At 47.3% G+C, this 19566-nt stretch carries 19 protein-coding genes; 3 read left to right on the top strand and 16 right to left on the bottom strand.

Going from position 1 to position 19566, the window contains the following annotated elements:
- Positions 1 to 5: 5 nt before the first annotated feature.
- The 4 genes from OVA33_RS08900 to lipA all read right to left on the bottom strand — a co-directional run bounded on the left by OVA33_RS08900 (position 6) and on the right by lipA (position 2659).
- A complete protein-coding gene (locus OVA33_RS08900) occupies positions 6 to 776 on the bottom strand; it encodes a TIGR01457 family HAD-type hydrolase (protein WP_022553728.1) in 771 nt (256 codons plus the stop codon).
- Between the two features lie 33 nt (positions 777 to 809).
- Entirely contained in the window at positions 810 to 1244 is a 435-nt protein-coding gene (locus tag OVA33_RS08895; protein WP_063637051.1) for a DUF86 domain-containing protein, read from the bottom strand.
- Positions 1245 to 1269: 25 nt separating this feature from the next.
- Positions 1270 to 1545 (bottom strand): YutD family protein, encoded by a 276-nt coding sequence (locus OVA33_RS08890; RefSeq protein WP_003151928.1) that lies wholly within the window; start codon positions 1543 to 1545, stop codon positions 1270 to 1272.
- A gap of 217 nt (positions 1546 to 1762) precedes the next feature.
- Positions 1763 to 2659: a lipoyl synthase gene (gene lipA / locus OVA33_RS08885; RefSeq protein WP_003151923.1), complete on the bottom strand. Its 897-nt coding sequence runs from the start codon at positions 2657 to 2659 to the stop codon at positions 1763 to 1765.
- A gap of 201 nt (positions 2660 to 2860) precedes the next feature.
- Here lipA and lytH point away from each other — a divergent pair, with 201 nt between their 5' ends.
- The gene (lytH, locus tag OVA33_RS08880; RefSeq protein ID WP_003151918.1) at positions 2861 to 3838 is read left to right on the top strand and encodes an L-Ala--D-Glu endopeptidase; all 978 of its coding nucleotides are present in this window, start codon (positions 2861 to 2863) and stop codon (positions 3836 to 3838) included.
- Positions 3839 to 3875: 37 nt separating this feature from the next.
- Here the strand turns inward: lytH and yunB are convergent, their stop codons facing one another.
- From yunB to OVA33_RS08850, 6 genes are all read right to left on the bottom strand, one after another.
- On the bottom strand, positions 3876 to 4634 hold the full coding sequence (gene yunB, locus OVA33_RS08875) for a sporulation protein YunB (RefSeq protein ID WP_039253993.1): 759 nt from the start codon (positions 4632 to 4634) through the stop codon (positions 3876 to 3878).
- A gap of 126 nt (positions 4635 to 4760) precedes the next feature.
- Complete coding sequence (locus OVA33_RS08870) at positions 4761 to 6155, bottom strand: bifunctional metallophosphatase/5'-nucleotidase (RefSeq protein WP_063637052.1); 1395 nt, start codon at positions 6153 to 6155, stop codon at positions 4761 to 4763.
- A 17-nt stretch (positions 6156 to 6172) separates the two neighbouring features.
- The gene (locus OVA33_RS08865; RefSeq protein WP_007613562.1) at positions 6173 to 6994 is read right to left on the bottom strand and encodes a sulfite exporter TauE/SafE family protein; all 822 of its coding nucleotides are present in this window, start codon (positions 6992 to 6994) and stop codon (positions 6173 to 6175) included.
- 19 nt (positions 6995 to 7013) lie between these two features.
- Positions 7014 to 7865, bottom strand: coding sequence for a DUF72 domain-containing protein (locus OVA33_RS08860; protein WP_014418802.1), 852 nt, complete (start codon positions 7863 to 7865; stop codon positions 7014 to 7016).
- Between the two features lie 26 nt (positions 7866 to 7891).
- A complete protein-coding gene (locus OVA33_RS08855) occupies positions 7892 to 8245 on the bottom strand; it encodes a YunG family protein (protein WP_017419461.1) in 354 nt (117 codons plus the stop codon).
- 72 nt (positions 8246 to 8317) lie between these two features.
- Positions 8318 to 9682 carry an allantoinase gene (locus tag OVA33_RS08850; RefSeq protein ID WP_017419462.1) on the bottom strand — a complete coding sequence of 455 codons (1365 nt, stop codon included), beginning with the start codon at positions 9680 to 9682 and terminating at the stop codon, positions 8318 to 8320.
- A gap of 179 nt (positions 9683 to 9861) precedes the next feature.
- On the opposite strand from OVA33_RS08850, the gene OVA33_RS08845 reads away from it, so the two are divergent.
- Positions 9862 to 11457: a PucR family transcriptional regulator gene (locus tag OVA33_RS08845; RefSeq protein ID WP_063637053.1), complete on the top strand. Its 1596-nt coding sequence runs from the start codon at positions 9862 to 9864 to the stop codon at positions 11455 to 11457.
- A 444-nt stretch (positions 11458 to 11901) separates the two neighbouring features.
- On the opposite strand, the gene OVA33_RS08840 is transcribed toward OVA33_RS08845, so the two are convergent.
- The 6 genes from OVA33_RS08840 to allC form a co-directional block, all read right to left on the bottom strand.
- Positions 11902 to 13032: a response regulator aspartate phosphatase gene (locus OVA33_RS08840; protein WP_063637108.1), complete on the bottom strand. Its 1131-nt coding sequence runs from the start codon at positions 13030 to 13032 to the stop codon at positions 11902 to 11904.
- Between the two features lie 438 nt (positions 13033 to 13470).
- Positions 13471 to 13653, bottom strand: a complete 183-nt coding sequence (locus OVA33_RS08835; RefSeq protein ID WP_223255047.1) for a hypothetical protein — start codon at positions 13651 to 13653, stop codon at positions 13471 to 13473.
- Positions 13653 to 14603, bottom strand: coding sequence for a hypothetical protein (locus OVA33_RS08830; RefSeq protein ID WP_223255046.1), 951 nt, complete (start codon positions 14601 to 14603; stop codon positions 13653 to 13655). Before OVA33_RS08830 ends, OVA33_RS08835 begins: the two co-directional genes overlap by 1 nt.
- Before the next feature lie 57 nt (positions 14604 to 14660).
- Positions 14661 to 15857, bottom strand: a complete 1197-nt coding sequence (locus OVA33_RS08825) for an MFS transporter (RefSeq protein WP_025650315.1) — start codon at positions 15855 to 15857, stop codon at positions 14661 to 14663.
- A 121-nt stretch (positions 15858 to 15978) separates the two neighbouring features.
- Positions 15979 to 17190, bottom strand: a complete 1212-nt coding sequence (locus OVA33_RS08820; protein WP_272930795.1) for a pyridoxal-phosphate-dependent aminotransferase family protein — start codon at positions 17188 to 17190, stop codon at positions 15979 to 15981.
- Positions 17191 to 17250: 60 nt separating this feature from the next.
- The gene (gene allC, locus OVA33_RS08815; RefSeq protein ID WP_017418979.1) at positions 17251 to 18492 is read right to left on the bottom strand and encodes an allantoate deiminase; all 1242 of its coding nucleotides are present in this window, start codon (positions 18490 to 18492) and stop codon (positions 17251 to 17253) included.
- 199 nt (positions 18493 to 18691) lie between these two features.
- On the opposite strand from allC, the gene OVA33_RS08810 reads away from it, so the two are divergent.
- Positions 18692 to 19561, top strand: a complete 870-nt coding sequence (locus tag OVA33_RS08810) for an endonuclease I family protein (protein WP_025650316.1) — start codon at positions 18692 to 18694, stop codon at positions 19559 to 19561.
- Positions 19562 to 19566: the final 5 nt, after the last annotated feature.

Below are 19566 nucleotides of genomic sequence, written 5' to 3'. Positions count from 1 at the left end.
CTTTTTTATAGATGTTCAATCCATTCGGTTAAAGAGTCAATCGCATATGTCGGCTTCTGGTCGTAATCTGCCATATGCTCACGCTTTGTCACTCCGGTATGAACCAGCAGCGTATCCATGCCCGCATTGATGCCGGCTATAATATCCGTGGCATAGTTATCGCCGACCATGAGTGTTTCGGAAATATCCGTTCCGAGCACACGCATCGCCTGTTCCATAATAATGGATTCAGGCTTGCCGATAAAGACAGGCTCAACGCCCGTTGACACCGTCAAAACGGATGTGAGCGAACCGTTCCCTGGTAAAAGCCCTCTTTCAGTCGGAATGGCGACGTCGCCGTTTGTTGAAATGAACCGGGCGCCGTTTCTGATCGCAAGGCATCCCGTTGCCAACTTTTCATATGTAATGCCGCGGTCGATTCCCACAACGACAAAGTCCGCGTTTTCTTCTCCGAAGCTCAGCCCGTTTTCTTCAATGGCCTGACGGATGCCTTCTTCGCCGATCACATACACCGACGCGTCTTTTTTCTGCTGGGCGATATGCTGCGCAGTCGCCATGCTCGTCGTGAAGACCTGCTCTTCAGATGCCGGAATGTCAAAGCTCATCAGCTTGTCCGCCACCTGCTTCGGCGTCCGGGAAGAATTGTTCGTCACGAATAAATACGGAATGCCGCGCGCTTTAAGCGTTCTCACGAATTCACACGCTTCTTCGATTTTTTCCGTCCCGTTGTACATTGTGCCGTCCAAATCTATCAAATACCCTTTATAATCCTTCATACTCAACACTCCTGTGGATTTTCTCACTCGTTGTTATTTAAATGCGGAAACAGGCCCTAATTCTGTTTCCAGGTAGGTTCTTACACGGGCCGGAAAGGCTTTCAGCACATCTCTGTTTGACGTGATCAGCGTTAACAGCTCCTGATGGTCGGCGTGCTGATATTCCTGTACAAGCCGCTTTCTGGAAGAGATCAGTTGCTTCAGCTTATTTCCTTCATCCTCAGCTACCACCTTTTCATCCGTCAGAATATCCATGATGTCGTCATAACTCCCCGGATCGCGCATGATAAAGCCGTCAATCATATCATTTCCGACATCGAGAATGCATTCGATCATAAGATGGCTGATCCGCTCAAGCGCCCTTTTTTCGATTTCGCTCTGCCATGCAGGCGTGCTGTCAAACAGCGCCAGCTGGGTCTCAAAAAAACGGAGTGTTTGTTCGATATTATTTCTGTCAACAAAATACACGTGACAGCATCCCCTTCTGCATCAATTATTTTCTGATTCGTTTTAAAACAAAATACGCGCAGCCGAAATTGCAGTATTCGTAAATGTATTCGTCCAATGTGCTGATTTTCGTTTCAAAGGTTGCTTTTTGATTCTGGTCATCAAAGAAGCCTTTGAGCCGCAGCTGACTGTATCCCCAGTCTCCCACAATGTAATCATATTTATTTAATATGTCCGAATAGCGGGCTTTGAACGCTTCTTCATTAAAGCCGTTTTTAAAATCGTGTACGAGTTCAAACTCGGCATTTTGAATAAGAATCATGTCTTCACCTCTTTTATCACTCTTTACTATCATAATTCATTGACTTCTGTCCATCAATTGCAAAATGAGACGGTTCGGACGGACGGAGAATTTTTCCTCTTTATATCCAGTGTAGCGGTTCAGACGATCCTTATTCAAGAATGACTTTTTCCCTGCAAAAACGGCTCCATCACAAAAAACCCAAAACCTGCGGCGTTTTGGGTTTTTTCGGCTTATCTTATGCTTGGGCCTGGCGTTTTTTAGACGCTTCGTTCACTTGTTCATCCGCATGGTAGGAAGAACGGACAAGCGGGCCTGCTTCACAGTGGCTGAAGCCTTTTTGCATCGCGATTTCTTTCAGTTCGGCAAATTCGTCGGGATGATAATATTTTTGGACTTTTAAATGTTTTTTCGACGGCTGCAGGTATTGGCCGATCGCCATGATGTCGACATTGTTCGCAAGCAGGTCGTCCATCACTTCAATAATTTCTTCCTTCGTTTCGCCGAGACCGATCATAATGCTTGATTTCGTCGGGATGTCAGGCTGCATTTCTTTCGCACGGCGCAAGAATTCCAAAGAACGGTCATATGTTGCGCGGGCCCGGACTCTCGGTGTCAGGCGGCGGACGGTTTCAATGTTGTGGTTCAGAATATCAGGACGGGTATCCATTAATGTTTTCAGGTTGTCGTAATTTCCGCCCATATCGGATGGCAGCACTTCAATTGTCGTGAACGGGCTTTTTCTGCGGATCGCCCGGACCGTTTCCGCAAAGACGCCTGCTCCGCCGTCTTTCTGATCATCACGCGCCACGGCCGTGATGACGGCGTGTTTTAAGTTCATCAGCGCGACGGAATCAGCTACGCGTTCCGGTTCCTGCAGATCCAGCTCAGTCGGCAGACCCGTTTTGACAGCGCAGAAGCGGCATGCTCTCGTACAGACGGAACCGAGAATCATGAACGTCGCCGTACGTCTGACAGCCCAGCATTCATGGATGTTCGGGCATTTTGCTTCTTCACATACGGTATGCAGATTATTTTCACGCATTAATTTTTTCAGACCCGTATAGTTTTCATTCGTGTTCAGCTTTATTTTGAGCCATTCCGGCTTTCTCAGATGCTCGTCTTTCTTTGCCATTTCCCCATCATCTCCATTATCCCTTTATTCATGTTCGTGTGCGAAAAATTTCTATTTCACGATGGATATAAAACTTGCGGATTTCTATTCAATAGTCACTTTAACATAGGAAAAATTTCTCGACAAGGGAAGAGAATTACTTACATTTTCTCGGATTGTTGCCGCAAACTATTTGTATTAATCCTGAAAGGAGATCATGTTGTGAAAGTTCTGTTATCTGCTCTTCTCCTTTTATCATTTTTCTGTCCGGCTGCAAGCGGGAAAGAACAATCGGCTCCTGTTTACGGCGAACGGATGCAGTTGTACCGCAAAGCCGAAGCAGTCACGCAGATTCCTTGGTATGTACTTGCGGCGGTTGATCAATATGAAGAAAATGTCCGCTCGAACCGAAAGGATCTGCCGGAAAAAGCGGGAATCATCAGCATTTATATTCCGGATCATTTGTGGAGCGGGCCTGAAAATCCAAATCCTAAGGACGAGGCGCCCCTCAGCATTAAAGTATTTGACGGGATCGGCCTGGACGGCGACGGCGACGGAAAAGCCGAGGTCAGCAATGATGAGGATATTCTTTATACATTTGCTCAGTATTTAGCGGGATTCGGAACGGATCTTGACCATATCCGCATCGGCCTCTGGAATTATTACCGCCGCGATCAGACGGTCGGCATTATCACCGAATTCATGACACTGTTTAAAACGTTCGGCCGCCTTGATCTCGGAGAGCACGCTTTTCCGCTTCCCGTGAAGACGGATTACAGCTACCGCAGCACATGGGGCGCCGCGCGGGGTTTCGGCGGTCGCCGGATTCACGAAGGAACGGATCTGTTCGCCCATTACGGGCTCCCCGTCAGATCGACCTGCTACGGTATTGTTGAAATGAAGGGCTGGAACCGTTTCGGCGGCTGGAGAATCGGCATCAGGGATATCAATAACACGTATCACTACTTCGCTCACCTGAACGGCTTTGCAAAAGGTGTGCATAAAGGCCAGATCGTCAAACCCGGAGAGGTGATCGGCTCTGTCGGCAGTTCCGGATACGGACCGCCGGGCACCGCGGGAAAATTTCCGCCGCATCTTCACTACGGGATGTATAAAGATAACGGCAGATCGGAATGGTCTTTTGACCCGTATCCTCATCTAAGGGCATGGGAGCGAAAAGAAATCCGCAGGAAAAAGTAAACACACAGCCGCCAGGAAAGATTGCGGCTGTGTGTTTTTATTTATCTTTCTTCTGTTTTTCATTCGGCAGCTGGATGGAAGGCGTCACACCTGATCCGCCGCTTCCGTTATAAAACTGCGGCACCTCTCCTTGAATCGCTTTAATGGAGACCGGAATATTATTTGTCACGACTGATGTTTTACTGGCAAACGGAATAATGACCTTCACTTTAATTTCCACAAAAATACTGATATCGATCAGGGCATTGTTAATGCCGTACGGCTTTATTTTTGTTTTCACATCAGTTAACGCATCACCGATCAGGTTAAAGCGCACGGGGATTTTCGGCCCCAGATTTCCGAGAATGCTGTTTCCCGTGACCTGCCCTAAAGGGATGTTAATCATAATTTCATCGGCCGTTTTCGCGCCTTTTTCCGTTTCATGCTGCTTATTGTTCGACTCCGCTTCCTTCAAATGAGCCTGAAGCTGCTTTGTCACTTTCGCCTTCATGCTGTTGACCATTTGTGTATTAAAATCCATCGTTGTGACTTTTCCGTTTTCATCCGTTTTCATATCGACCATATCTTTCACATTGTCGCTGTGAGACATGTATTCTTCAATGGATTCCGTAATGACCTCTGTCGCCACCCGTTTGGTTTCCATTTCTCCTATGTTCATCAGCACCGGTTTGATTGAGGAGTTGATCATCCAGAGGCTGATGACCGTCGATATGATAAAAAAAGCAAACGACAGAAGCAACACATACCGAAAAGGCAAAGGCCCTCTCTTGCGAAGAGCGCTCCGGTATCTAGGCAAGAAAAATCCCCCCTTACATATCACAATGTATGCTTGTAAGGGGGGACATAGTATTTTATTTTTACTCTTAAAAAGTCAAGCTTACCTTCACTCAAATGAGATGGAACGGCCGGCGGATATCTGACATTACGCTTGCCGCGCGAGCTCCCAGGCGAGCAGATCTCTTAAAAACTCCGGCATAAAGTATTGTTTTTCTTTTGAATCGCGGATGTAAGGGAACAGCTTTCCGAGTGTAAACATGTCGAGAACGGCAACCGAGTATATCCGCTCCGGATCCACCTCTTCTCCGTTCACTTTCACATTGAGGAGATGCGTCACACCGTCTTCAAGAATGCCGGCCTCTGCCTCCGCTCCGGCATATACCATCCTGCCCATCACTTCCCCGCGGAAGCCGAGGCCTTTAATCCGCAGCTGCTCCATTTGTTCCGAGGCGGCCTGGCTGATTGTTTCCTGGAGTTCCCTGCCTGAAAGACGAACGGCGACCGGATTGATCGGATGAGGGCAGATGCGGTGCAAGTCAAGCTTTGTGACAGGCCCCTTCTGTAAAGGCCCCAAAATGACGCCTGAATTCACCATGCTGACTTCACAGCCGCACCAGCTTTTCAGCGCTTCGGCTAATAGAAGCGGAAGCGGCGATTCCTCAAACCACTTCACGCCGGCTTCTTCATTCAGATTAGCGACTTGTTCGGAGAGCAGGATTTCCGCTTCCCGTTCTTTCTCTTTCAGAAAAGCCGCCGTATCTTCAGATTCCCCGTGCCAATCAGCCATTTTCTGTACAGATGCCTGTTTGCTGACAATGGTTCGTGATTCACTTTCTATCGTCAGCTCGACACAGCCGACATAGTTCCCGTATTTCTCCGCACATGCAAGCAATACGCCGTTTATGTCCTGTCCGTCCTCAAGAAGGTGGTGCGTATGTGATTCAAGAATGACATCGATGTCGGGAAATTTTTCCGCTGCGGCCCGGTCATCGACCAGGCCTAAATGAGAAAGCAGAATGATGATATCCGCTTTGCCCTTGATATCGTCAAGTGATTCTTGAATGCTTTTTTCCGCATCCGTCACCGTCCAGCCGAGTTTTTGATAGACGGGATAATACGGCACCGTGACGCCGAGTATGCCGGCGGTCATCCCGTTTTTCAGCGTTTTAATCACGTAGGGCTCGGCCCATTCCGGCCGCTGTCCGTCCGCGTCAAACAGGTTGGACACAATGACGGGAAACGCGGCATGGGTATATAAATCCGCCAGCTCATCGTGAGGCAGCGTAATTCCTTCATTATTCCCGACGGCAGCCGCATCGATCTCAAGCCGATTTAACAAGTCGACATTCGCTTTGCCGAAGGTCGCTTCCGTTATCATTTGGAATCGGTCCATATGATCGCCGATGTCGAATACGAGTGTTTCCTCCCCGTCTTTTTCATGCTCACTTCTCTTCTGCTCAATATAATGTACGATTTTCGGCCAATTTTCGAAATGGCTGTGCAAATCATTCGTATGATATAAACGGAGCTTCTCTAACATACCATCTCTCCTACCTTTTAGCTGAATATCCCTTGATAAATCAATTCACAGCCGATCAAAATCAAGACGACCCGCATGAAAAGCACGATCGTTTTCGTCTGCACCCGCTTATTGACCCACGCGCCCATTTTGCCGCCGAACCACGCGCCCGGAACGAGGCACAGCGCATACAGCCAATTGACATGGCCCTCTGCGATATGTGACACGGAACCCGTCACGGAGGATAAGAAAATAATGAGCATTGACGTCGCCACAGCCACTTTCGGCGGGAACAAAAATAACAGCATCATGGCCGGAACCATAAGAGAGCCGCCGCCAATGCCGAAAAGACCGCCCAATAAACCGACGAAAAAGGCAATCACGATACCGGTGAAAATACGGTACGAATATGTATAAAGCTCACCCGATTCATCCTCATATGTCCGGATCATGCCTTTATGCGCTTTATTGACCGGTTTTGCTTTCGCCTTCAGCATTAATGTAATGGAAATCAAAATCATAAAAAGTCCGAACCAGACGGAAAACGTATGCGCATTAAAAAGTTTAGACAAATACGCGCCGATGATGCTTCCCGGGCCGGAGCCGATAAAAAAGATCAGTCCGCTTTTGTAGTCAACGGTTTTATATTTCATATAGGCCAGAGTTGATGACAGGCCCGTAAAAATAATCACCAAAAGGGACGTGCCGATGGCAGTCTGCGGTGTTACGTCATGGAAAAACGGAGTCATCGTGCTTAAATAGAGCATTGCCGGCACGATGATAATTCCTCCCCCAAGCCCGATCAGGCTGCCGACCGTTCCCGCGATAAATCCTAATATGATCAATATAAGATAAGACATGTGTCTTGAAACCTCTTTTCTAGCTGAATAGGTCGAGCTGCTTCGGAGCAAGCCCGGTATATGAGATATCTAACATTTCAAGCATCTCAAGCCCGTTATCGGCGGCGTCTCCGCCTGAGTTATTGTTGAATAGCACATACAGATTGCGCGACTGCTTTTTCAGCTCCTGAAGATTGTTTTTCCAATCTTTGAGCTCCTGTTTGTTATAGCGGTATAAATATCTGACCTCACGCCAGTTTTGTCCGCCGTCTGGTTTGATCCAGCCCTGCTTGTTCCGCCCGTGAAAACGGACAAGCGTTTTTTCTTCATCCGTTGCTTTCAGGACGGTCGGAATGCTGCCCTCGCCGATTTGCGGCTCGTCACATATGCTGTGAATCCAGCCTTCCTCCTTCATAAAGGAAAGCGTCTGCTCGTAAAATGGCGGGGAAAACCAAGATCGGTTGCGGAATTCAAGCGCGCACGGAATATCGCCCATCTGCTGCCTGCACCATCTTAAATATGCGACGTTTTCTTTCTTGCAGTCAAACCACGGCGGGAATTGGAACAGCACCATGGCAAGCTTTCCATGCTCTATATACGGCGATAATGACAGCTTAAACGCCTCAAACATTTCTTCCTTCGATTCAAAGGGAATATCGCCGCGCTGATGGCCCGTCATTCCTTGATATGCCTTAATGACAAATTGAAAAGATTCCGGCGTCTCTTTGACCCATCTTTCGTTATTGCGGGCGGGCTGTATCGCGTAAAAGCTCGCGTCCAGCTCAACGATGGGAAAATGGGAGGAATACGCCTGCAGTTTTTGCGGGCCCGCCGTTTTAGGCGGATAGATGCTGTCATGATCCCCCCACCCCGTCAGTCCGATATAAATCACAATCCTTCACCTCTCACTCTAGTTTATCACAGGTGTTTTTCTCTTTCCGTTTCCATGTTTTTTCTGAATGCACTTTTCAGGAACCGATATTGATGTTCATTGGTGTCCGAAAATGCCTCATCTCCGGAAGAAAGAATGTGCTGATAGACGATCGGCTCTGAAAACTGACCGCTCGTGAAATCATATATCTCCCCGTCTATTCGGTTATAAAAATGCCAGCTTGTGCCGGTTTTTGTTTTGAGAATGTCACCGCCGTAAACATCTTGGATGACTAAAGCCGTCACGCCGCACTGGCCTTTGGCCGGGCAATCTTCCGTCCATTTTGTACTAGTCTTGCGCGACCAGGATGCCGTTAATATGTTCAAGATTTGATCATACAATGTGTTTTACTCCTTTTTATAAAAAGATACCACGAGACCCGCTTTCCAAACGACAAAAAAAGCCGATTCTCATCAGAGAATCGGCTCTTTTATTAGAGAAGGCTTCAGGAATGTTCCGAATGCCCCGCTCTGCTTACGACCGCCATCCTGATACACACAGCGCCCCTTGCTGTAGGTCGCAGCAATTCGGTATGGAAAGGTGCGGCCTTCATACAGGCTTTGCTTATGTTTGGAAAACATCGTTTCTTTTGTGACGGTAAAAGGTTCCGGCCGGACAATGGCAAAATCAGCGTCAAATCCTTCTTCAAGCCGGCCTTTATTCGTTAAACCGAAGCGCTCGGCCGGTGCTTCGGCCGTCCATCGGGCCACATGTTCAAACGGAATCCCATGATCGATCGCTAATTGAATCATGCCGAGAAGCGTAAATTGGCCTCCGCTGATCCCGCCCCACGACAGGAACATATTATCCTCGCGTTTCAAAGACGGATGACAGGGAGAATGATCCGAAGACACCATATCAATCAGGCCCTCAGCCAAAACCCCGATCAATTCCTCTTTATCAGCCTCTGAGCGGAGCGGCGGAGCGCATTTGGCAGCCGCCCCTTTTTTGAAGAAGTCTTCAAAGCTGAATAATAAGTAGTGCGGACACGTTTCAACGGTGACATCCAATCCGTCTTTTTTCGCCTGCTGAATGGAGAGCACGGCCCGTTTCGTGCTGATATGTACAAAATGAAGCGCGCATCCCGTCGCTCTTGCATACTCAATCGCCCGCTGCACAGCCTCGCATTCGGCCTCTTCCGGACGTGAGGAAGCGTAAGCGCGGGCATCAATTTTCCCTTGGAGCGCGTACTCGGCTTCAAGGAATCGGGTGAGGGCGTCGCTTTCTGCGTGCAGAGCCAAAACCTTGCCGCACACCGCGATTTCCTTCATTCCCTTTAAAAGAGTCCGTTCATCGGCTGATTGAAATTCATCCGTTCCCGATTTAGACAGAAACGCTTTAAACCCGATTGCCCCCGCTTCTGCCATCGGCCGGATATGTTCGGTATATCCGGGCATCAAACCGCCCCAAAGCGCAAAATCAACCGCTGACTTCCGTTCGGCGATTTCCGCCTTTGCCAGCAGGTTTTCAGCAGTTACCGTCGAAGGGATGCAGTTAAGCGGCATATCAAAATAAGACGTACAGCCGCCGGCAGCCAGCATGTTTGAGCCGGTTTCAATGCCTTCCCATTCTTCGCGGCCGGGTTCATTGAAATGCACGTGACAATCGACCGCTCCCGGAAACACATACATGCCGTCCGCCTGCACCACTTGTTCCGCGTTTTCGTCAATGCCGGGCCCGATCAAGGCAATTTTTCCGTCCTTGATGGCGATATCAGCCCGCTCTGTTCCGCCTTTTCGCACAGCTTTCGCACCCTTTACAATTACGTCATAGGCCATTTTATCTTCCTCCCTGTAAGGATGACGATTTTCTGTCAGTTTTTATCACAACATGCGTCTATGATTGCCAGTTTACTGCTACTATGATCGTAATACATCAGCAAAACCGCTATAATTTTTGATGATTTTTATTCATATTAACCAATGGTTGTCTTTAGAACCTGAAAGGAGATTGACTGATGAATATTTATGATGTGATGAAGATTCCCGCTTATGAGCGGGCCGCATTAATCGCAGGCAAGTCCGGCGGCTGGAGGGAGGTGCAGCACGTCAACATGATGGATGCGCCGGACATCGCTGATTTTTTACATAAAAACGAATTGCTCGTCACCACGGCTTACCACTTGAAGGACCGCCCGCAGCTGTTGAAAGATTTGATCCGCCTCATGGCAAAACGGGGCTGCGCGGGACTGGGGATCAAAACGAAACGTTATCTTAATGTCATTCCGAAAGATGTTGCGGAGCTTGCCGACCGGTATGAATTTCCGATTATTGAGCTGCCGGAAGACATCAGGCTGGGAGATATCGTCAACGCCACACTGAGCCATATTCTTGATATGCGTTCAAATGAGCTGCAGCAGGCCATTTACGCCCATAAAAAATTCACAAACCACATCATGAGCGGCAAGGGGATTCAATCCCTGCTTAAGAAGCTCTCAGACATTCTCCGGCTTCCCGTGCTGCTTTTGGATCAGCATACAAAACTCTTATCATCGTCCCACCGCATACCCATTGACACGTCTTTATTGAAAAACATCTGTTATTCCCTTTCCGGGCCTTATTTCACCTGCTTTTCCATGCTGTCCGACAGAAAGGCGTATTCTGTCCTGCCGATTCTGAATGTTGAAAAAAACTGCGGTTATCTGGTGATTCCGGAGCTGGTGCAGACCGCTGATAAAGGCATGATTTTGACAATTGAACAGGCGGCCAACGTCATTTCCTTTGAACTGCTGAAAGAAAATGCCATCAAACAATTCGGCAGACGGGCGCGCAATGAATTTTTCAGCAATTTCATCGACCGCTCGTTTACCGGCCATGAAGAAATCAAAAGCCGCGCCAAAGAATTCCGGCTCCGCTGGGATCAGCAATACATGTGCATTTGCGGAAAACTCGACCGAAATGAGAAAACGATCAGCTTTACCGAAAATCAGCTCGTTTCCGATCATGTATTTGAACTGCTTGAAGGGGAGCTGTCATCCTTTCCGTTTCCCCCTCATCTCTTTATTAAAGGAAATGTCGGTATTCTTTTAATTGAAGCGACAGACAGCTGGAATGAAATGCACGCGTCTGTCATCAGCTTTTTGGAGCAGTTTCAAAAGCAGGTCCTGACGCAGTTTAAACGGACTGTCTCCTTCGGCATCTCAAACATATGCCAAAAGCTGATCGACGTCCCTGACGCTTTTACCGAAGCTTCAGACGCCATTTCATCCGGGCATTTGTCCAGAAGCGCGGAGTTTATTCAAATCTATCATGCCAAAGACGTGCCGGAGCTGCTCCGCCTGCTTCCCGCGGAAGATGTGAAAAAGTTTTACGAAGCCACCCTCCAAAGCCTGGCCGACCGGCAAAAGGAGGACCAGAGCCTGCTTCATACGCTGTCTGTTTACCTGGAGACCCACTGCCAGATTTCAGAAACGGCTAAGCGCCTGTACGTCCATCGAAATACGGTGATCTATCGTTTAGAAAAATGCGAGGAACTGCTCGGCAAAAGCTTAAAAGATCCGGAAACGACGATGCGCCTGCGGCTCGCGCTGAGAATGCAGCGGCTGATCGGTTAAGAAATCGTTAGAGACAGGGATGCGGGTGTTCTCCCGCATCCTATTTAAGGGGGATTCATTCAGCTACATTCTCAAAATGCTGCCATCAAAATCTGCTTCCGTTGATATCGTCAGCCGTTAGTTATGATTTTCAGCAGACTCTAATCTAAACTAAAAAAGCCTTTCCCGAAGAAAAGGCGTAAGTCGTTCAAGTTTGAAGGCGATCTGAAGCAGTTTGAAAGGTATCATGTGTTTTTCCCACTGTGTTCACACCCAATCCGCATATCAAAGATAACGACAGACCCAAAATAATGAAGATGCTTTTTTTCATACAGGCACTCTCCTTCTTAGGTTTGATTACGATCAGACGAAACTTGATATGATCCATCAAATGAAACAGCCGATGTTGCTAGACCGACCCCTGACATTAAAACGACAGCCGACACAATGATAAATACGCCTTTTCTAAAATTCATACAGGCATTCTCCCCTCTGAATTTGTTTTTGCGTTTGAATCATTTTTTGATGATAAAAATAAGATTTGTCATATTGCTTTGACTCTGCATAAACAGCAGCCGTATCAAGAGCAATATCTTCTACATACGAATAGTTTTTATTTTTCTCAAGGTAATCAATTGTTTTTTTAATTCCCATTTGGTCTATTGCATTAATATATAAAGCCTCCAAATATTTTTGCAGAGATTCAAACAGCTTATCTCCTTGAAATATCGCTGATGAAAGTCCCTTTTTGCTGATTTGAATCGCCTCGCTTGTTTTCCCTTGTTTAAATAGAAGCTTTGCGTATGTAAACAAGGAATGCGGAAGGTTACCCAATTTATACTTCTCAGATATCTCCGCTGCTTTTTTTAAGTAGATTTCAGCTTTATTGTATTCTTCTAAGTCTCCGTAATTCTTTCCTATGTTGTAATAAGCAGAACTGAGCAGCCTTTCATTATTGTTTACTTGTTTCGACAACTCTAAAGCTTTTTCTAAATGCGGCAAGCTTTTTTCATAACGTTTAAAGTCTACATAATTCCCTGATATGACAAATAGACATTGAATTTTCCGGACCTTATACAACTCATACTGATCGTAAATATCGAGCGCTTGCTTTACGTGATGCATGGAGACGTGGCTTTGTTTCATACCGTAATATGCTTCAGCCAGTTTAAAATGAAACTCCGCTCTCTCAATTTCATCATGCACATGAACGAGTTGTTTTTCAGCCTCTTTATAAAAGCCGATCGCCTTTACATACTGCTTTTGATCAAATTCATACATGCCGCGGAAAAATAAAGAATAATAGAACAGCAGGCCGGAAATTCCTTTATTTGATGCTTCAATTTTTTCCAGCAGCTCGTCAATTGTCGGTCTCACGCGGGTAGTCACCGGTTCTAAATAATCCAGCATAAGCTGATGGCGGAATTTCATGAGGGTGTAGTAAATCAGTAGATACTCGTCTTCTTCCATCTCATTTATTTCTTGTTCCACTTCCGCTTTCAAAATCTCCGCATCCGGAACACTGAACTGACGTATCATTTTGTACCATTCATTAATCTTAACGCCAACCTCCGATGATGGTAAAAGAGAACTCACAAGGCCACTCCTCCTTTTATATCATATTCTAACATTTCCAAAATTATGTATGTCCGCAATAAAACCGCAAAATTTCATTCGTCTTGATCATAAATCTTAGTTTGAGTTTTAAGTCTACAACAAAAAAAGCAGGCCTTATGCAGCCTGCTTTTTTTGAGAAATTTATCTAAGATGAACATAAATAATGTGAATAATAGAGACATCATCAACATGTCCAGTATAGTTGCATTAGAATTTTCTTTTACTAAGAAGAACCAGAGAAGCTGTAAAACGAAAGAAATCACAAAATACAATATGTACCTGATGCTATTCATGTCAATCCATCCCTTCAATGATCCTTATTGTCCTATACAGCGTACACTGAACTATGCTGGAACCTCCTGGTAATGATGAGTAAATATATGCAGAATGAACTGGAGCTGATCTAATCACCTAAACTTATTTTAAAATTTCAAAACGTGCAATTTCCCACTCTTTGTTTGCTTTTAGCGGGATTGTTTTTACCTTTTTGCCTGATTTCAAATCATAAGACGTGATGTCTCCAAGCTTGTTATCGCGCTGGATATCAAAGTTTTTGATTAAAACATACATCTCTCTATCAGTGAATTGAACATCATTCATTAATTTGTTATATCCCCCGCATAAAAATTGAAAGAGTTTTTCTTAACCATTTTTTTATCAAATATCTGCAGCTTCCCATCAAAAGAAACGGCTAAGACTTTATCTTTTACTATTTTCAATTTTGCAGGATGAAACCCTTTCTCCATCTCGACTTCTTTTTTTACCTTTAGCGTCTCTCTGTCTATTAATATGAGCTTAGAATTCTCTTTCTCATTCACGTTATCATTAACTGCCAGTACAAATGTATTTTCATCTAGAGCTTGGAACGCATCCTTTTCATCCATGAAGTATATCCCTTTATTCGGTATGGATGCCTTGTTCTCTTGCTTATTTGTCTCTGGGTTAATTGAAAGGATGGACATACTTTCTTCATCACTTGAAATGACATAAATTTTATTTTTAGCGACGATTGCTGATCCAAGTTCTCCGTCAAGCTTTATTTGTTTCTTGTTTTTTCGGCTGTTTTCCTTCCAATATACCAATTCACTTTCCAGCCCTTTGTCTGTATATCCAACGTTAATGTCATGGATGATATAACCGTCAGAACTATTTATAAAGAAAGCACCTTCATCTTCAGTTGTTTTTGACAAACTCTTTTCTTTTATTTTGTTTATTGTTCCGGTTTTATTGTCTATCATCAAGTGAGTATTGCTTCTATTTGACGATAAGAACGTATCGTTTTTGTTATGTGAAGACATCGTGAAATTTATACCATCTTTCAATTCCAAGCTATCCATTTTAGTACCATCTTCACTGTAAACCCCAATCTCACTTCCCCTATCTAAAGTGTTGGAAAAACCAACAATAAAACTCGCATTGTCAATATCCTTTAATACAGTCTTTTGATTGCTGCTTCTTTCCTCTTTTTCATTCCCAGTTGGGATGAGACCGCAAGAGGTTGTGACGATCAGTATGCAAATGAAAATAAACAGGGTTTTAAGTCTATTCATTTTTTTCCTCCCTATGAGATAGCAAAAAGCCTCCGGATACCCGGAGGCTTTTGATTCTTATCCTTGCTGCGTGAACGGCCGGGTCTGTGTCTTTTTGCCCCAGCCAAGCGCGGCCAGAAAACTGATGGCGAGAATGGCCGCTCCCAGCATATACGGAAATTCCATATTTACATCAAAGAGAAAACCGGCAGCAGACGGTCCGGCGATATTCGCTAAGCTGATGAATGAGGTATTCATCCCTCCGGCAAACCCCTGCTGGTCACCGGCAAGCTTCGACAGCATCGTATTAACCGCCGGCCGGAGCAGCGATGTCAGCGTCAGAAAAAAGATTGCCGCGGCAAAAACGGTCCAATATGAACCAGCAAACCGGCACCACACAAGTCCTGCAGCCGCCCCGATCAACGTCACGTTAATGACGCGTTTTTCCCCGAACCTGCGGACGAGATAACTGACGCCGACCGCCTGCACAAACACGCCGATGAGACCCGCAGCCGTAATAATAAAGGCAATATCAGACGCTTTAAATCCGTGTTTATGGTCAACGTAAAGGCCGAAAACCGATTCAAAGTTCATAATTCCGAAGTTCAGCACAAAAACCAGAATCAGCATAAACGCGAACGGCGATTTGAGCGCGCGTGACATTTGCTTAAACAGATGCTCACGTTTTTCCGTTTTAGCCCGGGCTTCCAGCTGCTTTTCACGCCCCAGCGTTTCGGGCAGAAAGAAAAATGAAAGCACCGTTGAAAAGCAGGCGAGACTTGCGGACACGATGAACGGCACAGACATGCCGTAATGAACCAAATAGCCTCCGACACCGGGCCCGATGACGACACCGAGCGTCATCGCCGCGCTGAACAGCCCCATTCCTTTCCCGCGTTCTTCTTCGGTCGTAATATCCGCTATGTAAGCGAACATTGACGGCATTAAAAACGCCGCGCCCATTCCGCCCAAAAGCCGGGATGCGAACAGTTGCCACAGGCTTCCGGCAAAAGCGAAGATCAATTGTGACACGGCAAAGGCGGCGATGCCGAAAATAATCAGTTTCCGCCGTCCGTATTTGTCGGTTATTTCCCCGGCAATAGGCGCAAATAAAAGCTGTGTAAGCCCCGCCGCCGCAACAAGCAGACCCATCGTGCTGCCCGTCGCTCCGAATTCGGTAATATATGCGGGCATAATCGGAATAATCAATCCGATTCCAAGCATCGCAATAAACATATTCAGCATTAAAATTGACAATCGGCCTATGTACGCCATGATTTCTTACCTTCTCCCCAGACAAACAGATGATCATTCCATATTTGTCATTTTTTATACCATTCAGTATAACGGGCAAAAGGGAAAAAAGTCCAGATGATTTCAATCTCGTTTTCAAGTCTCATGACAGCACACCGGTTTCAGCCGGCAGATCATATATGTTAAGGGCCGCCTGCAGCGCTTCCCCGGCTTTAACGGCAACACCGTGTCTGATCAGAACCGCTTCAAGTCCGGCCAGCACAAACAGCACATTTTCCTTTCTGCAGCTGTAGCCCATCGTTCCGATTCGCCAAATTTTCCCCTGCAGCGGACCGAATGAGCTGGCGATTTCAATTCCGAATTGAGACAAAAGCATACTTCTGATCGTTTCGCCGTCTGCTTCCGGCGGAATCTGCACGCATGTGACGACAGGCAGCTTCGCCTCCGGATCGCCGAATAAATCAAGGCCCATCGCTGCAAGTCCCGCCGTAAGCGCTTTTTCGTGACGCCGATGTCTGCGGAACCGTTCTTCAAGTCCTTCTTCCAGGACAAGACGCACACCCTCCCGCAGCGCATAAAGCATTGCTGTCGCTTCTGTATGGTGATTCAGCCTTCTTTCACTCCAATAATCTTCGAGCTGGCTCAGATCAAAATAGTTGCTCGTAATCGGCCGATGACCGGACAGCATGTTACCGTCAGCCGCCGTCGCAATGCCCCGTTCTACCTTTTTACGCGCGGCAATGACAGCTGCCGTCCGGTCATTATAAGTAATCGGCGCCATTCCGGAAGGGACCGATAGGCATTTTTGCGTTCCCCCGATGACTGCGTCAATCTTCCATTCATCCGTTTTTACGGCGCAGCCTCCGATCGTGGCCACGGCATCCACGATAAAGAGTGCGTCTTGGGCGCGGCACGCTTCCCCGATTTCTTTCAGCGGGTGAATCCGCCCCGTTGATGTTTCTCCGTGCACCATAGCGACGATTTTCGGGGAAATCTTTTTCATCTCGCTGATAATCTCGTCAGGCCGGAAGACCGTTCCCCATTCACACTCGATCATATGAACGTCCGCTCCGTATCGCTCGGCGATTTCAGTCAGCAGGTATCCGAAGCGTCCGTATATCGGAACGAGCACGCTGTCGCCCGGTTCTATCACACTTGCGAGAACAGCCTCAATCCCCGCTCTTGATGTGCCGTCAATCGGATAGGCCCAGCGGTTTTCCGTTTGAAACAATTCACGGAGCATTTGCATCGTTTCGTTCATGATGCCGGTAAATGCCGGGTCAAACTGGCCGATGATCGGAGCGCCCATCGCCCTCAGCACTCTCGGTTCAGCTTCTGTCGGTCCCGGTGTCATAATCGTTCTTTGCGGAATGCACAATTCTTTTCTGGTCGGCACGCCGATTCCCCCTTTACGTTAATAGGCAAGTTTATGTAATACATTCGCCAGCGTAAGGACGCCGGTTTCAAGCTGATGTGCGGGTGTGAATTCAAGCGGCGAGTGGCTGATCCCGCCACGGCTCGGCACAAACAGCATGCAGGCCGGAAAGGTTCTGCCGAGCATCTGGGCGTCATGTCCCGCTCCGCTTACGATCTTCTCCGGGTCCGCCCCCTGCTCTATTGCAGCCTCTGCTGCGGTTCGTGTCAGGGTCTGATCCATTTGAACCGGCTCTATCCTCATATATTCATCAATAACAGGTCTGACTCCTTTGCTGCGGCTGATGTTTTCAACAATCGACACCAGTTTCTGATGGAAGGCTGCCAGCACGTCTTCCTGCCGGTGGCGAATATCAATTGAAAACTGGATACGGCCCGGAATGACATTCGCCATATTCGGCTCAACCGTCATTTTCCCGCACGTCAGGCGGAGCTCTTCCGGCTGTCTTTCCGCTGAAAGCATCAGTTCGTGGATGATGCTGCTTCCCGCCGCGAGCGGGTCTTTCCGCCATTTCATCGAAGTGGTGCCGGCATGGTTGCATTCACCGTCAAGCGTAACGGTATAGCGTCTCTGTCCGGCAATCCCGGTGACAATCCCGATATCCTTTCCTGATCGTTCAAGCGTTTGCCCCTGTTCAATATGAATTTCCAGAAAGGCTTTGATATCAGTGCGCAGCGGTGCTGGATAACGGCCTGCACCGAAGCCGTACTGCCGCATGGCTTCTTTCAGAGAAATGCCGGACGCGTCTTTCGGCGTTTCCGCATCTGAAAGCGAGAAAGCACCGGTGATATTGCCTGAGCCCCAATAGGTGATGGGAAAACGGCTCCCTTCCTCTTCACAGAGCGACACAGCCTCCAGCGTTTTTTTCGGACGCCCGCACATCACATGCAAATGCCGGATCGCCAGCATGCCCGCCAGCACGCCGAACGCACCGTCATATTTGCCGCCGTCAATAACAGTGTCAATATGCGACCCGGTCAGAATCACCTCATCAGGCGATTCTGTGCCGTTCAGCCGGCCGAATACGTTACCGACATCGTCAAATGCCGTTTCCAGCCCGAACGCCTCCATTTTCTTTTTAACGGCAAGCTGGGCGTCCATCCATTCTTTCGTATATAAAAGCCTCGTCACTCCGCCGGAAGCGGAAGCGCCGAATTGAGACAGCCATTGTATGTCATCGGAAATCCCGATATTCGCCGCCGAAAGCTGCTGATGTTCCATACACGCCCTCCTTTTAAACTGAAAAACTGACAAGATGATCTTCATTATAGAAGGAGCGCATAACGAGTTCATTATCATATCTTCCAAAAAATCAATGATTTTCCGGATACTTTGACCAATAAGCCGAAGGAACCATTTTTCAAAAAAGATAGAATATTAGATTTATTTTTTGGATAATAGAGGTAAAGGAGGGCAAGTCATGACAAAAAAACTTTGGTTTCTGCCGATTGTCTGCCTGTTTTTCATTTTTGGATGGGCCGTGCCGTCAGCCTCTGCGGGCGCGCCGGCTGACACGAATCTGTACAGCCGGATGGCGGTTTCAACTGCCGGCGGCACAACTCTTTTTCCGCAAACTGCCTCAGCTGTCATCACTCCGTCTGCGGATACGGACACATATTACAAAGAAGCTTCCGGAAAAAGCGGAACAGCCTTAAAGAGCGCCCTGCACCGCATCATCAGCGGACATACAAAGCTGTCTTACAGCCAAGTATGGAATGCATTGAAGGAAACTGACGAAGATCCGGCAAATCCGAACAATGTCATCTTGCTCTACACCCAGGAATCACGGGCCAAAAGTAAAAACGGCGGCAGCGTCGGGGACTGGAACCGTGAACACGTATGGGCAAAGTCACACGGAAACTTCGGAACAGCTGCCGGCCCCGGGACGGACATTCATCATCTGCGCCCTGCAGACGTCCAGGTGAACAGCGCCAGAGGAAACATGGATTTTGATAACGGCGGCTCAGAATACCCGAAAGCGCCGGGCAATTATTACGACGGTGATTCCTGGGAACCGCGCGATGAGGTCAAAGGAGATGTCGCCCGCATGCTGTTTTACATGGCGGTGCGTTATGAAGGAGACGACGGGTATCCCGACCTTGAGCTGAATGATAAAACCGGAAACGGCTCAGCTCCTTACATGGGAAAACTGTCCGTTTTGCTCAAATGGAATCAACAAGATCCCGTCGACAGTAAGGAAAAACGGCGGAACGAAATCATTTACGAAGACTATCAGCATAACCGCAATCCGTTTATCGACCATCCGGAATGGGCGGACGAAATCTGGTAATCGTA

This window comes from Bacillus sp. KICET-1, assembly GCF_027721405.1.
Taxonomy (GTDB): Bacteria; Bacillota; Bacilli; order Bacillales; family Bacillaceae; genus Bacillus; species Bacillus velezensis.
This window is presented reverse-complemented; position numbering and strand designations above follow the sequence as displayed.